Origin of the sequence: Polynucleobacter sp. JS-JIR-5-A7, from assembly GCF_018687935.1 — a bacterium.
Lineage (GTDB): Bacteria > Pseudomonadota > Gammaproteobacteria > Burkholderiales > Burkholderiaceae > Polynucleobacter.
In genome coordinates this window covers 1,623,196-1,636,564 of the sequence record NZ_CP061308.1, presented here as the reverse complement: position 1 = coordinate 1,636,564, position 13,369 = coordinate 1,623,196, and the positions used below count along the sequence as shown (strand labels likewise).

Genomic DNA, 13,369 nt, shown 5'->3' with positions numbered 1-13,369 from the left:
ACGTTTTTGAGCGCTCAACTTGCTTGTGCGCAAGGAGCAAATTACCCCAATCGTCAAATTAAAATTATTTCACCGTTTGCTACTGGCGGAATCGCCGATGGTTTCTCACGCATCATCGCGCAAGCATTAAGCGAGTCTTATGGTCAACCAGTAATTGTTGAGAACAAGACGGGTGGCGGTGGCAATATTGGCGCTGACTTTGTTGCCAAGTCTCCAGCTGACGGCTACACCTTAATTATGGGAAGTATCGGTACGCATGCAGTTAATCCTTACCTCGTAAAAAATATGCCGTACGACCCGCTGAAAGATTTTGTTCCAGTAGTTTTTGTTCTCGATGCTGAAGGTTTATTGGCTGTTAACCCAAGTCTTCCGGTGAAAAATGTGAGTGAGCTGATTGCCTATTTAAAAACGAACCCAGGAAAAGTATCTTATGGTTCAGGGGGTATTGGAACTGCTAGTCATTTAGCAGGTGAACTTTTTGTAATGACTGCTAAGGTGGACATGACGCATATTCCGTACAAAGGAAATGCCTTGGCGATTACCGATTTAATCGGTGGGCAAACTCAAGTCATGTTTGCAACCATGCCCACCATTCTTCCATATGTGAAGAGTGATAAGTTGCGGGGCTTGGCGGTGACTGGTGCCACCAGAGATCCATCGATGCCCGATTTACCGAGCATTAGCGAAACCCTTCCCGGTTTTGATGTTAAAAATTGGATTGGTCTATTTGCGCCAGTAGGAACACCACCCGCTGTCGTCAAAAAACTGCATGATGATGTGAGCAAAATTATGCAGCAGCCAGCGGTGCAAAAAAAGTTGGAGTCTGAGGGTGCCAAGTATTACGCTATGACATCTGAGGCATTTGGGGTCTTCCAAAAGAAAGAGTCAGCCCGCTGGGGGAAAATTATTAAAAGCGCGGGTATCAAGCCAGAATAGCGTTTTAGGCATTTAGAGACTTGCCGTTAAACTCCGCTTATAATCTCGTAAGCAATTGAATTAAAAGAGATTATTCTCAAAAATCCCTTTCTGTACGTTTGACAGCCTGTAGGGGCTCTTGGACAATGCGTTTGGCGGTTTGATTCATGCCAAAACACTCATGACAGCCCATCTTTCCCCAACTTCCAGTCAATCTAGTCAAGCGCTTGAAGCACGCGCTTTGGCCTGTGTGCGTGGCGACAGAAGCTTATTTTCTGGTCTGAGTTTTCGGCTTGTTGCTGGTGACTGCCTGCATGTTCGTGGTGAAAACGGGGTTGGTAAAACGAGTCTATTGCGTCTCTTGACTGGCTTATCTAAGCCTGAGTCTGGTGAAGTGTTGTGGAATACACAATCCATCTTTTCTGAGCCAGCTCACTATCATCGCGAATTATTATTTTTAGGTCATCGTGATGCGCTCAAAGAGGAGTTAAGCGCTCTCGAAAATTTGCAAATGTATGCGGCACTCGATGATGTCAAGCTTTCTCTTGATCAGGCATTGGCTGCTTTATGGCGTATTGGTTTGCGTGGCCGTGAAAATTTACCAGTGCATTATTTATCAGCAGGACAAAAGCGCAGAGTCGTCATGGCGCGGATGTTGACGCGTCAAGCGCGTCTATGGATTTTGGATGAGCCATTTAATGCCTTAGATAGCAATGCCGTTACTGAACTAGAGAACCTGATTGCCGAGCATCTTGCTGCTAGTGGCTTGCTAGTACTGACGAGCCACCAGACTATAAACCTCCCTCATGTGAAGGTGCTGGATTTATGAGCGCCTTATTTGCCATGATTCAACGAGATTTGCTCTTGGTAATGCGTCGCAAGAGTGAGGTGCTAACGGCATTATTTTTCTTTGTCGTGGTGACAAGTTTATTTCCTTTAGGCATTGGTGCGGATGCCGCGCTCCTTCGCAAAATCGCTCCAGGCGTAATCTGGGTTGCTGCATTGTTGGCCACCTTACTGGGCTTGCATCGGATGTTTGCGGCCGATTACGCTGATGGGGCTTTAGAGCAAATCGTTCTCTCACCGCAGCCGATGGCTTTATTGATTGCTGGGAAAATCATTGCGCACTGGCTTGTTTGTGGCTTGCCATTGGTCATTTTGGCGCCAGTGATTGGAATTCAGTTTGATCTTGATCCAAGCTCCCTATATGTATTAATGGGAACTTTGTTGCTGGGCACCCCAGTACTCTCACTATTGGGCTCTATTGGCGCAGCCTTAACTCTGGGTGTCCGGGGTGGGAGCGTATTGATGAGTTTGTTGATCCTGCCCCTCTATATTCCCGTGCTGATTTTTGGCGCTGGGGCAGTATATGCCAGTAGTGTGGGACTAGAGACTTCTGGACATTTTTCCTTGTTGGGCGCTTTATTGATTTTGGCTTTAGCATTTGTCCCTTGGGTTAGTGCTACCGCTGTAAAGATTGCGATTGAATGACTGATACAAATAATTTTTCTAATAACCGCCTGATGAACTGGTTTAAGTTATCAAGCCCCAGTACCTTTTATCCATTAGCGGGAAAGCTGATTCCACTCTTTTGGGTTTTGACTGCTATCTTTGGGGTAGCCGGTCTTTGGGTCAGTTTCTTTGTGGCACCAGTGGATGCTGTTCAAGGCCAGGGCTATCGAATTATCTTTGTTCATGTGCCAGTTTCTTGGATGTCGATGTTCATCTACGTAGTGATGGCAGCATGGGCAGGTTTAGGGCTGATTTTTAATACTCGCCTATCAGCCATGATGGCACAAGCGCTAGCACCCATTGGTGCTTGGATGGCTTTTCTATCCTTGTGGACAGGTGCATTCTGGGGTAAGCCCATGTGGGGTGCTTGGTGGGTATGGGATGCCCGCCTCACTTCAGAGCTGATTTTGTTATTCCTCTATTTAGGTTTCATTGCCTTACAGGCTTCAATCGATAATCCGCGCAGAGCAGATAAAGCGGGCGCGATTTTGGCTTTGGTCGGTGTGGTCAATGTGCCCATTATTTATTTTTCAGTGAAATGGTGGAATACCCTCCATCAAGGCGCCTCAGTGTCTTTGACTAAGGCTCCAGCCATGGCACAGACCATGTTGCTAGGAATGTTATTAATGACTCTGTGCTTCTGGATGTACTCCATTGCAGTAGGCTTAATGCGCGTCCGCACCATTATCCTGGAGCGTGAAGCCCATACGGATTGGGTGAGACAATTAGAAGAGGTGAAAAGCTAATGTGGAATAGTCCAGCAGAGTTTTTTGCAATGGGTGGCTACGCACTCTATGTATGGAGTAGTTTTGGTGTTTGTGCAGCGGTTTTATTGTGGGAGCCTATGAGTATTCGGGTCTGCAAAAAAGCAATTATTCGCAGACTTCAGCAAGAGCGTTTAGCAGAACAGTTTGATCAAGAAAGTAGTCAGTGAAGCCTAGATATAAACGTGCACTCATGATTGTTGCTGCCTTAGTGGTTATTGGCAGCGCTGCAATGTTGATTTTGAATGCGCTCAATAGCAATATTGCACTTTATGTCACCCCAAGCGAAGTGGCTGCTGGTAAGGCGCCACAAGGCCAAGCCTTTCGCATTGGTGGCATGGTTAAGGATGGCTCTGTAAAGCGCGATGGCTTGACAGTTCACTTTGTGATTACTGATCTTGTGAAAGATATTCCCGTGTCATATACCGGAATCCTGCCAGATTTATTTAAAGAGGGTAAGGGCGCAGTTATCCAAGGTCGTCTTAATTCCAATGGTGAATTTGTTGCTAGTGAAGTGCTAGCAAAGCATGATGAAAACTATATGCCTCCCGAAGCAAAGCATGCCCTAGAGCAAGCGCAAAAAAATGGAAGCAATAAATGATTCCTGAGTTTGGGCATTACGCGCTCATTTTGGCTTTATGTATCGCCCTCATTCAAGGGGTCTTGCCGCTTGTAGGCGCTCATTATGGTCGCCGAGAATTCTTAGTTCTCGCTAGACCTGCTGCCCAAACAGTCTTCATGCTCTTGGCAACTGCCTTCGTCATTTTGGCATGGAGCTTTTATGCGAATGACTTTTCAGTACTGTATGTTGCTGAGCATTCCAATTCGCAAATGCCGGTCATCTATCGCTTGGGTGCTGTATGGGGTGGTCATGAAGGCTCTTTATTGCTCTGGATCTTCTTATTGAGTACCTGGACTATTTTAGTAGCTCAACTCTCTAAAGCCTTAGATGAGTTCATGGTTGCTAGAGTGATTGGCGTATTAGGTTTAGTAACCAGTGGATTGTTATTGTTCGTATTAACTACCTCTAATCCATTTGAGCGCTTATTGCCTGCAGCTCAAGACGGTCGCTCCCTCAATCCCTTATTACAAGATCCGGGTTTGGTGTTTCATCCACCGATGTTGTATATGGGTTATGTTGGTTTCTCGGTAGCGTTTGCCTTTGCCATAGCCTCTTTGCTGTCCGGTAGATTAGATGCCGCATGGGCACGGTGGTCACGCCCTTGGACAACTGCTGCATGGGTATTTCTGACGCTTGGTATTGCATTGGGTTCCTGGTGGGCTTATTACGAACTAGGTTGGGGCGGTTGGTGGTTCTGGGATCCTGTGGAAAATGCTTCATTTATTCCATGGCTGGTTGGCACTGCTTTATTGCATTCTTTGGCGGTAACTGAAAAGCGCGGTGGCTTTAAGAGTTGGACAGTGCTGCTCGCTATTACTGCTTTCTCACTCTCCTTGTTGGGAACATTCTTGGTGCGCTCAGGCGTGTTGACTTCAGTTCATGCATTTGCGACTGATCCAAGGCGCGGTATCTTTATTTTGATTTTCTTATCACTTGTCGTTGGCTCTTCGTTGGCTTTGTATGCATGGCGCGCTCCTAAAAATACCTTGGGCGGCAAATTTAGTTTGAGTTCTCGAGAAACCTTTATTTTATTAGGCAATGTATTCTTGGTGGTTTCAGCAGGATCAGTATTGTTGGGCACTCTCTATCCTTTATTAATTGATGCTCTCCACTTGGGAAAGATTTCAGTAGGCCCTCCTTATTTCAATAGCGTATTTGTGCCGATCATGATTCCACTATTAGTGCTCATGGGTATTGGCCCGTGGACCCATTGGAAAAATACTGATCTTCTGACAGTGATCAAGCGTTTATGGCTCGCTGGCTTGGTTGCAGTTCTAGCTGGTTTAGGTATTCCTTTGATGATGGGTGAATTTACTTGGCTCGCTGGGCTTGGTTTCTTGTTGGCTTTTTGGGTGATTGCTTCTGGGTGCATGCAAATCGCTCGACAAGCAAAGCTGGGTAAACCAACCCGTTCATTTATCGGAATGCAAGTTGCTCACTTGGGTATCGCGATCTTTGTGATTGGGGTCACGATGGTTGGTGCCTATCAGGAAGAAAAAGATGTACGCATGCTGGCTGGTGATACTGTCAGTGTGGGCGGTTATCAGATTCAGCTCGTTGGTGTTAATAAGGTGCCCGGCCCGAATTATCAAGCCATGCGTGGCACATTCTTATTAACTAAGAACGGTAGCACTGAAGCAACCCTCTATCCAGAAAAGCGGAGTTATTTTTCCTCTACGATGCCGATGACCGAGGCTGCTATTGATGTGGGTTTAACCAGAGATATTTATGTTTCCTTGGGTGAGGCTATAGACGATCAAGCTTGGGCTGTGCGGGTCTATTACAAGCCGTTCGTAGATTGGATCTGGGGTGGTTGCTTGTTCATGGCTTTAGGCGGCATTCTCGCCATCTCCGATAAGCGCTATCGGATGAGCTTAAAAAGAGCGACACCATGAAGGCTAAATTTTTAATACCTTTATTGCTGTTTGTGGTGCTCGTGATCTTTTTGGCTATTGGTCTTAATCGTGATCCGCATGAAGTTCCTTCCCCTTTGATTAATAAGCCTGCGCCCGCTTTTGACATTGCTCAGTTAGCGCAAGCGAATAAAACATTTTCACCAGCAAGCATGAAGGGTCAAGTTTGGATCTTGAATGTTTGGGCTTCTTGGTGTGTAGCCTGTAGAGAAGAACATCCTGTCTTGGTGGAACTAGCAAAGTCTGGACAGGCACCCTTGATTGGTCTTGATTACAAAGATAAACGTGAAGACGCTCTAGTGATGTTAGAAAGACAGGGTAATCCGTATATGCTTTCTGCATTCGATGCCAACGGCCGAGTGGGTATTGATTATGGTGTGTATGGTGTTCCTGAAACTTACGTGATTGATCAAGCGGGCGTAATTCGCTTTAAGCATATTGGTCCGCTAACCCCGCTTATTTTGAACCAAAAGATTTACCCTTTATTGGCCGAGCTGAAAAAATCATGAAATCTATTTTTTTAGTGCTCGCGTCAGTGTTGTATTTGCATGCCGCTTATGCAAATGATGCCGCACCATTGGCTGATGATCCGGTAACAGAACAACGTCTTATCAGTATCTCTGAAGAAATGCGTTGCCTGGTTTGTCAAAATGAATCTTTAGCTGGCTCCCGTTCGGATTTGGCAAATGATCTTCGCAGAGAAATCCGCACCCTCATTAAAGAGGGTAAGAGCGATGAGCAAATTCGTGCTTTTATGGTTGAGCGCTATGGTGATTTTGTTTTATATCGCCCACCGGTAAAGCCCATTACTTGGCTGCTGTGGATTGGACCATTTGTGATCTTAGCCATTGGCATCGCCTTCTTAATGTTTTACTTGCGTCGTCGAAATACGATGGCTGCGACTAAGGTGCTATCTGAAGCAGATAATCAAAAAATCGATGCCTTACTAAATACACTTGGCAAAAATGATCGGGATGGAATCCATGGCTAGTTTCTTCATCCCTGCCTTTTTATTGCTTGCGCTGGTATTGTTTTTATTGCTGCGACCATTTATCTTCTCAGGAAAAAATGAGGGCACCTCTCGCCGCCAGATGAATGCTGCGATTTATCGTGAAGAGCTTGATAAACTAGCGGCTGAGCAAGCTGCTGGAACGATTAATGCGCAAGAGTACGAGATGAGCCATGCAGAAATGCGTCAGCGTCTTTTTCAAGATACCAATGAAGAAGATGACAAGGCGGTCATGGGCTCTACTAAAAAAGTAGTCATCGGTGTTTGCGCCTTTATTGTGCTGCTATCTTCTGGCTTGTATTTTTCCTTGGGCGATGTTGTTCGTATTGCTCAACAGGGCGATCAAAAACCCATGAGCCAGGTTGGCGTTGAAAAAATGGTTGCTGATTTTGCCCTCAAGATGGAAAAAGATCCAGATAACCTGCAGGGTTGGGCAATGTTAGGGCGTTCCTATCGAATCTTGGGGCGCAATGAGGATGCTGCAAAGGCATATGGTCGCGCAGGCAGCTTTATCAATAATGATCCAGAGCTTCTGGCAGAGTATGCAGATACCTTAGTAGCCAATGCAAACGGCAACTTCTCAGGAAAGCCATTGCAACTGATCAATCAGGCCTTAAAACTCGACCCCAAGAATTTATTAGCACTTTGGCTTTCGGGAACAGCCTCCTTTGCTAGTGGCAATTACAAGGTGGCAGTGCAAACTTGGGAAAAGCTGGCTCAACAATTGCCGCCGGGCTCTGAAGAGGCGCGGGCGATTGAAAGTTCTATTAGCGAGGCACGCTCTAAGGGTGGTTTAGTGGGTACTAATACTGCGGTTGTTAGTAGTAAGGGCGTTAGTGGGAAGATTGAGATCGTTGCTGGCCTTAAATCTAAAGTGAATCCTGGCGATATAGTGCTGGTAATCGCACGCCCATTGGGCGAACGGATGCCAGTTGCCGTACTGAAAGCGCCTGTGACTGAATTTCCGATGAGTTTTGCTTTAACTGATGCCTTGGCCATGAATCCAAGCGCGCCTATCTCAAAGTTATCCGAAGTTTCTATTGAAGTGAGAATTTCTAAAACGGGCATGGCTAGGGCTGAGGCAGGAGATTTGATCTCTGCAGTTCAAACCGTTAAAGTCGGATCAAATCAAGTTAAGCTATTAGTCGATCAAGTTCGCCAATAAATTGATAGCGTGGCAGTTAGCCGCAAGCAATACACCATAGAGGCCTTATGAATTCTCTAAAACAAAAAATTTACAATCCTGTAGCAATTGCCATTGGCTTTTGCGTGTTGCTGATTTCTATTTTTGCTGTCTTGTGGATTCTGGTGCCGCCGCCACCCAAAGCAATTGAAATGGCTACCGGTTTTCCAACGGGTTTGTATTACCAGTTTGGTGAGCGCTTAAAGAAGGAGCTTGCAGCCGACGGTGTGAATTTAGAAGTCAAAAGTACTGGTGGAACGATCGATAATTTAGCCTTACTCAGTGACCCCAAGTCTGGCGTGAACTTTGCGATGGTTCAAGGTGGTGTTGCGGATGTTAGTAAATATCCCAATTTAGTTTCTGTCGCAGGAATGTTCTATGAACCTGTTTGGGTTTGGTACCGGGAGCCAGGATTTAAAAATGATGGCGGAAGACTGCAGGTTTTGGGGCAGTTAAAGGGTAAGCGTGTTGCCATCGGTAATGAGGGTAGTGGAACACTGGCGCTTAGTACAGCCCTCTTAAAAATTAGCGGCATTTCTGAAAATGAATTTTCTGCGCAAAAATTAAAGCCAGATGAGGCCTTAGCAAAACTCAATAGTGGGGAACTAGACGCAGCATTTATTGTGGCCGCTGCCGAAGCTCCGATTTTGGAAAAGTTTTACAAAATCCCAGGCATTCGTTTAATGAGCTTTGATCAGGCAGATGCATACACTCGTAACTTAACTTATTTATCTAAAGTCAGTGTTCCACGCGGTCTGCTTAGTATTGAATACGATCTCCCTCGCCAGGAGATTCAGGTGATAGCTCCGACAGCCACTTTAGTGGCGCATGACAATGTGAGTCCCGCAATGATCTCCCTATTGCTCAGCGCCTCTTACGATATTTTGAAGTCTTATTCACGTTTACAAAAGCCAGGAGAGTTTCCCTCTAGTATTGGCATGGACTTTCCACTACATGTAGATGCTGAAATTTACTTAAAAGATGGACCATCTTTCTTGCACCGCCATCTCCCATTTTGGACAGCAGTATGGGTCGGGCGCTTCGTCAAGATTGTGATCCCGCTACTGGTGATTTTTATTCCCTTATTTACTTATATTCCGTCAGCTAAAAACTTTTTACTACGACTGAAGCTCGCGCAAGTCTACGCAGAGCTACGAGAGCTTGAGAAAAACGCCTTTAACCCAGATCTCAAAGATAAAAATATGAAAGATCTTGAGGCAATTGAAAGGCGGGTGGGTAACATCAAAGTATCTATGATGGATTCAAAAGAGCTGTATGACCTCAAGGGACATGTTGGAGATGTCAGAGCTCGCTTAAAACAGCTATATGCTTAACGGAGACAATATGTATAAAAAATACACTGCTTTAGCAGGCCTGCTCATCGGGCTCTTACTATCTTCATTGGCGATTGCCCAGCCTTACCCTAATAAGCCAATCTCATTGGTTGTGCCACAGGCGGCTGGCGGCACGAATGATATTGTTGCTCGCTTAATTGCACCGGCCTTTGGAGACGCTATTGGCTCTTCAGTAGTCGTTGAAAATAGACCTGGTGCTGGCGGTAATATTGGTACGCAAAGTGTGGCGCGTGGAGCAAAAGACGGTTATACCTTGTTGCTCACGATTAATAGTGCACAAGCGATTAATCCTGCCCTCTACAAAAACCCTGGCTTTGATCCGATCAATGATTTTGTTCCTCTCTACTATATTGGGGCTACGCCTTACGTTTTAGTGTCACCACCTGGCTCTCCTTACAAAATACTCGCTGATGTGATTTCTGCTGCTAAGAGGAAACCCGGTGAACTTTCATATGCATCTGCTGGCAATGGAACTATCAGCCATCTCTTGGGCGCGATGCTCAATACCAGCGCAGGTGTGGATATGCAGCACATTCCTTATAAAGGTGTAGCACCGGCAATTAATGACGTCTTAGGAGGTCAGGTGCCACTGGCATTTGCTAGCCTGCCATCCGCCTTAAATTACATCAAGGCGGGCAAGCTGCAAGCTATTGCAATTAGTTCAGCTAAACGTTCTAGTGCTGCCCCAGAAATTCCAACCATTGCAGAAACCTATCCTGATTGCGTAGGCGAAGTGTGGGTCGCTTTATTTGCACCGATTGGTGCGCCAGCAGACGCGGTGAAGAAGATTCAGGTGGCAATGGATAAGATGATGGCTAAGCCAGATGTGCGTGAGAAGTTGATTGCGCAGGGTTTAGATTTAAGTCCCGTACCACCAGCAAAGCTCAGTAGCCTGCTCAAGGAGGAGTTGGCTAAATGGGCAAAAATCGTGAAGGCATCAGGTGCGCAGCTGGATTAATCTCTGGTGGCTGATTGCCCTAAAATGAAACGATGACTTCAGCCCATTTATCTCCTGCGTTAACTCTAGCTAAAGACATCCCGCAGGCACTGCGGGATGATGGCTTTGCAGTAGTATCTGCTGAATCGGTTGCAGAGCTTAGTAAAGCCCCTTTAGTTAATTTACAGAATCTCACTCAGTATTGGGAAGGCTTGCCACGTGACCCTTATCTCAAAGATGGCGGTCGTTATCGTTTTCGTCGTCACGCCAGTTACGAGATTAAAAATAATGCACTGACTTTAGTGCCTCATCGTGCGCATTGGCAATCGCTTGACTACAACGCATTACATGGCGGCCTTGAGCGTTGGTTTGAACCTATTCAGGCAAATGTCCTTGATGATTCAGCATGGCAGGCTGTACTACTTGGCTTGGCAAATGTATTCAGTAGCATAAAGCCCGTCACTACTTGGTTTGTGGAAGCCCATCAATTTCGGATTGATACCACCGATGGAATTGGGCGCCCAACGCCAGAGGGGGCGCACCGTGATGGCGTAGATTTTGTCGCTGTATTTTTACTAGATCGGGTTGGTATCAAAGGTGGTGAGACCAGGATATTCGATGCTAAAGGCTCTGCTGGTTTACGCTTTACTTTGACGCAACCCTGGTCATTGCTCCTCATGAATGATGAGCGCATGATCCATGAATCCACGCCAATTCAGCCACTGGCAGACTATGGCTATCGCGATACCTTAGTCCTCACTTATAGATCAAACGGTTTTCAAGACTCACCGCATCGTAGTCAGCAGTAAATTACTCTGCTTCCATGCCAGCTGCTTTAATAGCTTGCGCCCACTTGGCAGTTTCAAACTTGATTTTTTGACCGAGTGCCTCAGGTGTTCCAGGTTGAGATTCAAAACCTATCGAAGCAAATCGTTCAGTTAAATCTTTAGATTTAGCAGCATCATTGATAGCCTTATTGAGCTTCATCACCGCATCTTTGGGCATGCCGGCAGGACCAAAGGCTGCAAAGAAAGCAATCAATTCATAGTTCTTGATTCCTAATGCTTCGTTCACGGTAGGTAACTCTGGAATAGCAGGCGAGCGCTTGAGTGAGGTCACTGCTAGACCACGAATTTTTCCTGCTTGCACTTGAGGCAAGGTCACTGCAAAGTCAGCAGTAAACATATTGACTTGACCACCAATTAAATCGGTCATGGCATTGGGGCCGCCCTTATAAGAGACGCCAGTCATTTTGATGCCAGCAGCATTGGCTAACATTTCTGATGAAACCCGTTGTGATGTACTGGCATAAGCAAAGGTCATTTTTCCAGGATCTGCTTTTGCTAGGGAGACAAAGCCATTGAGAGATTTCACTGGAAGATCATTATTGACTGCGACGATGAGTGGCACTGAACCAAAGTAACCAATTGGCGTAAATGCAGTGTCTTGGTTATACGGTAAATTTTTGACCAAACTTTTGAGCGCTGCATTAGTGCTATTCGTGCCAAATAAAAGGGTATATCCATCGGCAGGAGATTTGGCCACTACGTCTGCCCCAATCATGCCATTTGCTCCAGGGCGATTTTCGATGACAACTGCTTGTCCGAGAGACTCGGCCATTTTGGCTGCAAATGCTCGTCCAATTTGATCGGTAGCACTACCGGGTGCAAATGGAACGATAGCCTTAATGGGTTTTGAGGGGTAGTTATCAGCCAATACTAAAGTGCTGGTAAAGCCAAGGATAAGACCAATGTAGCCGCTCAGAATCCGTATTTTTTTCATCTTGTCTCCATCTTCTTTTCATTAGTGTAGCGGGTCTTGGAGGGCTTGGGCGAGTAGAATAGGTTCACGTTTTTACTGATACTTTATGCGCTTTCGATCGGCTGGCTATACCCCTCTTATGCTTATGGCGCAAACCTGTGCTTTATTGGGTTTCGCCTGTTATGCCGTTATCCTCACCCCGTTGCAAGAGGAATGGCATTTAAGTAATCTTCAATCGGGCTTAATTGCCAGCGCTTTCTTCTTTGGTTATATGCTTGCCGTACCTCTGGCTACAGCATTAACCGATCGCATAGATGCTCGTAAGGTATATCTGGTTGGTGGTCTTTCTGCGACCTCTGGTTTATTGGGAATGAGTCTCTTTGCCAGTAATTTTTGGACAGCGATGTTCTTTATGGCAATCAATGGTGCAGGTCTTGCGGGGACCTATATGCCAGGCCTTAAAATTTTGTCTGACCGAATTCAGTCTGGTGAGTTGACACGTCACATTGCTTTCTATACGGCCTTCTTTGGAATTGGTACTGGCTTTTCTTATTTATGTTCTGGCTGGATATTGAGTGCACTAGGGTGGCACTATGTATTTGGCATCATTGCTCTAGGGCCGTTTACTGCATTTCTGGTTGTCTTGATACTCATACCACCACTTGCGCATGAGCAATGGAAAGGGCCCATCCAAATCCGTTTGCGCGACATCTTTCCAGTGGATAAGTGGAAGTTAGTGCTGCAAAACAAAAAGGCCTCTGGATTTATCTTTGGTTACACCGCTCACTCCCTTGAATTATTTGCCTCTCGAAGTTGGCTTGTGGCTTTCTTTGCATTTTGTACAGCGGCATCTGGGGAATCCTTTTTTCTAGCTGCCACTACCCTAGCTGGAGTCATCAATTTCTTTGGGGTGCCTTCCTCGATTTTGGGTAATGAGATTGCTCTGCGAGTGGGGCGTCAAAAGTGGGTTTGTATTGTGATGCTGACAAGTGCAGTGCTGGGTGTTGCGCTTGCTTCCTCCACAGGCCACTCCTGGTGGTTAATTGTGACTTTAGCAATTGGGCATGCCATTTTTATCATGGCTGACTCTGCTACCTTAACAGCTGGCTTAGTCATTAGTGCTCAAGAAAATATTAAGGGTGCTGCCATGGGATTGCATTCGCTCATGGGATTTGGTGGTGGCTTAATGGGCCCCGCCATTTTTGGTTTTGTGTTGGATATTTCTGGTTCGCGTTCTTCTCAAATTGCTTGGGTATGGGCTTATGTTGCCGTTGTGATGTGGGGAGTTCTTTTTGTGATTTATGAGCGTCGCAATGGCTGGATAGATAAACCAAGTTCATGAGTAATGACAAACAGTATTAAAGCGATTTGTTATCACTACTATTTACTGCAGGCGGC

Annotated in this window: 15 protein-coding genes; 14 read left to right on the top strand and 1 reads right to left on the bottom strand. The window is 45.9% G+C overall.

The annotated features are described in order from the left end of the window. Positions 1-6: 6 nt before the first annotated feature. The 13 genes from AOC29_RS08545 (at position 7) to AOC29_RS08485 (ending at position 11,019) form a co-directional block, all read left to right on the top strand. Entirely contained in the window at positions 7-936 is a 930-nt protein-coding gene (locus tag AOC29_RS08545; RefSeq protein ID WP_251369972.1) for a tripartite tricarboxylate transporter substrate binding protein, read from the top strand. Positions 937-1,054: 118 nt separating this feature from the next. Then, positions 1,055-1,744 carry a cytochrome c biogenesis heme-transporting ATPase CcmA gene (gene ccmA / locus AOC29_RS08540; RefSeq protein ID WP_251369971.1) on the top strand — a complete coding sequence of 230 codons (690 nt, stop codon included), beginning with the start codon at positions 1,055-1,057 and terminating at the stop codon, positions 1,742-1,744. Continuing rightward, positions 1,741-2,406, top strand: a complete 666-nt coding sequence (gene ccmB / locus AOC29_RS08535; RefSeq protein WP_215295556.1) for a heme exporter protein CcmB — start codon at positions 1,741-1,743, stop codon at positions 2,404-2,406. The genes ccmA and ccmB overlap by 4 nt, the downstream gene beginning before the upstream one ends. After that, the gene (gene ccmC / locus AOC29_RS08530; protein WP_215295555.1) at positions 2,403-3,173 is read left to right on the top strand and encodes a heme ABC transporter permease CcmC; all 771 of its coding nucleotides are present in this window, start codon (positions 2,403-2,405) and stop codon (positions 3,171-3,173) included. The genes ccmB and ccmC overlap by 4 nt, the downstream gene beginning before the upstream one ends. Next, a complete protein-coding gene (ccmD, locus tag AOC29_RS08525; protein ID WP_215295554.1) occupies positions 3,173-3,361 on the top strand; it encodes a heme exporter protein CcmD in 189 nt (62 codons plus the stop codon). Before ccmC ends, ccmD begins: the two co-directional genes overlap by 1 nt. Continuing rightward, on the top strand, positions 3,358-3,792 hold the full coding sequence (gene ccmE, locus AOC29_RS08520; RefSeq protein WP_215295553.1) for a cytochrome c maturation protein CcmE: 435 nt from the start codon (positions 3,358-3,360) through the stop codon (positions 3,790-3,792). The genes ccmD and ccmE overlap by 4 nt, the downstream gene beginning before the upstream one ends. Beyond that, the gene (locus AOC29_RS08515) at positions 3,789-5,708 is read left to right on the top strand and encodes a heme lyase CcmF/NrfE family subunit (RefSeq protein ID WP_215295552.1); all 1,920 of its coding nucleotides are present in this window, start codon (positions 3,789-3,791) and stop codon (positions 5,706-5,708) included. The genes ccmE and AOC29_RS08515 overlap by 4 nt, the downstream gene beginning before the upstream one ends. Further along, positions 5,705-6,235: a DsbE family thiol:disulfide interchange protein gene (locus AOC29_RS08510; protein ID WP_215295551.1), complete on the top strand. Its 531-nt coding sequence runs from the start codon at positions 5,705-5,707 to the stop codon at positions 6,233-6,235. The genes AOC29_RS08515 and AOC29_RS08510 overlap by 4 nt, the downstream gene beginning before the upstream one ends. Continuing rightward, a complete protein-coding gene (locus AOC29_RS08505; protein ID WP_215295550.1) occupies positions 6,232-6,717 on the top strand; it encodes a cytochrome c-type biogenesis protein in 486 nt (161 codons plus the stop codon). Before AOC29_RS08510 ends, AOC29_RS08505 begins: the two co-directional genes overlap by 4 nt. Further along, on the top strand, positions 6,710-7,900 hold the full coding sequence (gene ccmI / locus AOC29_RS08500) for a c-type cytochrome biogenesis protein CcmI (protein ID WP_215295549.1): 1,191 nt from the start codon (positions 6,710-6,712) through the stop codon (positions 7,898-7,900). The genes AOC29_RS08505 and ccmI overlap by 8 nt, the downstream gene beginning before the upstream one ends. 47 nt (positions 7,901-7,947) lie before the next feature. Further along, complete coding sequence (locus AOC29_RS08495) at positions 7,948-9,252, top strand: TAXI family TRAP transporter solute-binding subunit (RefSeq protein WP_215295547.1); 1,305 nt, start codon at positions 7,948-7,950, stop codon at positions 9,250-9,252. Positions 9,253-9,262: 10 nt separating this feature from the next. Further along, positions 9,263-10,231, top strand: a complete 969-nt coding sequence (locus tag AOC29_RS08490; protein ID WP_215295545.1) for a tripartite tricarboxylate transporter substrate binding protein — start codon at positions 9,263-9,265, stop codon at positions 10,229-10,231. 32 nt (positions 10,232-10,263) lie between these two features. Beyond that, the gene (locus tag AOC29_RS08485) at positions 10,264-11,019 is read left to right on the top strand and encodes a 2OG-Fe dioxygenase family protein (RefSeq protein WP_215295543.1); all 756 of its coding nucleotides are present in this window, start codon (positions 10,264-10,266) and stop codon (positions 11,017-11,019) included. A 1-nt stretch (position 11,020) separates the two neighbouring features. On the opposite strand, the gene AOC29_RS08480 is transcribed toward AOC29_RS08485, so the two are convergent. Further along, on the bottom strand, positions 11,021-11,992 hold the full coding sequence (locus tag AOC29_RS08480) for a tripartite tricarboxylate transporter substrate binding protein (protein ID WP_215295542.1): 972 nt from the start codon (positions 11,990-11,992) through the stop codon (positions 11,021-11,023). A gap of 118 nt (positions 11,993-12,110) precedes the next feature. On the opposite strand from AOC29_RS08480, the gene AOC29_RS08475 reads away from it, so the two are divergent. After that, positions 12,111-13,313 (top strand): MFS transporter, encoded by a 1,203-nt coding sequence (locus AOC29_RS08475; RefSeq protein WP_251369970.1) that lies wholly within the window; start codon positions 12,111-12,113, stop codon positions 13,311-13,313. The last annotated feature ends 56 nt before the right edge of the window (positions 13,314-13,369 follow it).

What these genes read in the sequence shown, in the direction of transcription:
- ccmD (WP_215295554.1), top strand. Translation starts at nt 3,173, where the DNA reads ATGTGGAATAGTCCAGCAGAGTTTTTTGCAATGGGTGGCTACGCACTC.
- AOC29_RS08480 (WP_215295542.1), bottom strand. Translation starts at nt 11,992, where the DNA reads ATGAAAAAAATACGGATTCTGAGCGGCTACATTGGTCTTATCCTTGGC.
- ccmB (WP_215295556.1), top strand. Translation starts at nt 1,741, where the DNA reads ATGAGCGCCTTATTTGCCATGATTCAACGAGATTTGCTCTTGGTAATG.
- AOC29_RS08495 (WP_215295547.1), top strand. Translation starts at nt 7,948, where the DNA reads ATGAATTCTCTAAAACAAAAAATTTACAATCCTGTAGCAATTGCCATT.
- AOC29_RS08475 (WP_251369970.1), top strand. Translation starts at nt 12,111, where the DNA reads ATGCTTATGGCGCAAACCTGTGCTTTATTGGGTTTCGCCTGTTATGCC.
- ccmI (WP_215295549.1), top strand. Translation starts at nt 6,710, where the DNA reads ATGGCTAGTTTCTTCATCCCTGCCTTTTTATTGCTTGCGCTGGTATTG.
- ccmC (WP_215295555.1), top strand. Translation starts at nt 2,403, where the DNA reads ATGACTGATACAAATAATTTTTCTAATAACCGCCTGATGAACTGGTTT.
- AOC29_RS08485 (WP_215295543.1), top strand. Translation starts at nt 10,264, where the DNA reads ATGACTTCAGCCCATTTATCTCCTGCGTTAACTCTAGCTAAAGACATC.
- AOC29_RS08490 (WP_215295545.1), top strand. Translation starts at nt 9,263, where the DNA reads ATGTATAAAAAATACACTGCTTTAGCAGGCCTGCTCATCGGGCTCTTA.
- AOC29_RS08505 (WP_215295550.1), top strand. Translation starts at nt 6,232, where the DNA reads ATGAAATCTATTTTTTTAGTGCTCGCGTCAGTGTTGTATTTGCATGCC.
- AOC29_RS08515 (WP_215295552.1), top strand. Translation starts at nt 3,789, where the DNA reads ATGATTCCTGAGTTTGGGCATTACGCGCTCATTTTGGCTTTATGTATC.
- AOC29_RS08510 (WP_215295551.1), top strand. Translation starts at nt 5,705, where the DNA reads ATGAAGGCTAAATTTTTAATACCTTTATTGCTGTTTGTGGTGCTCGTG.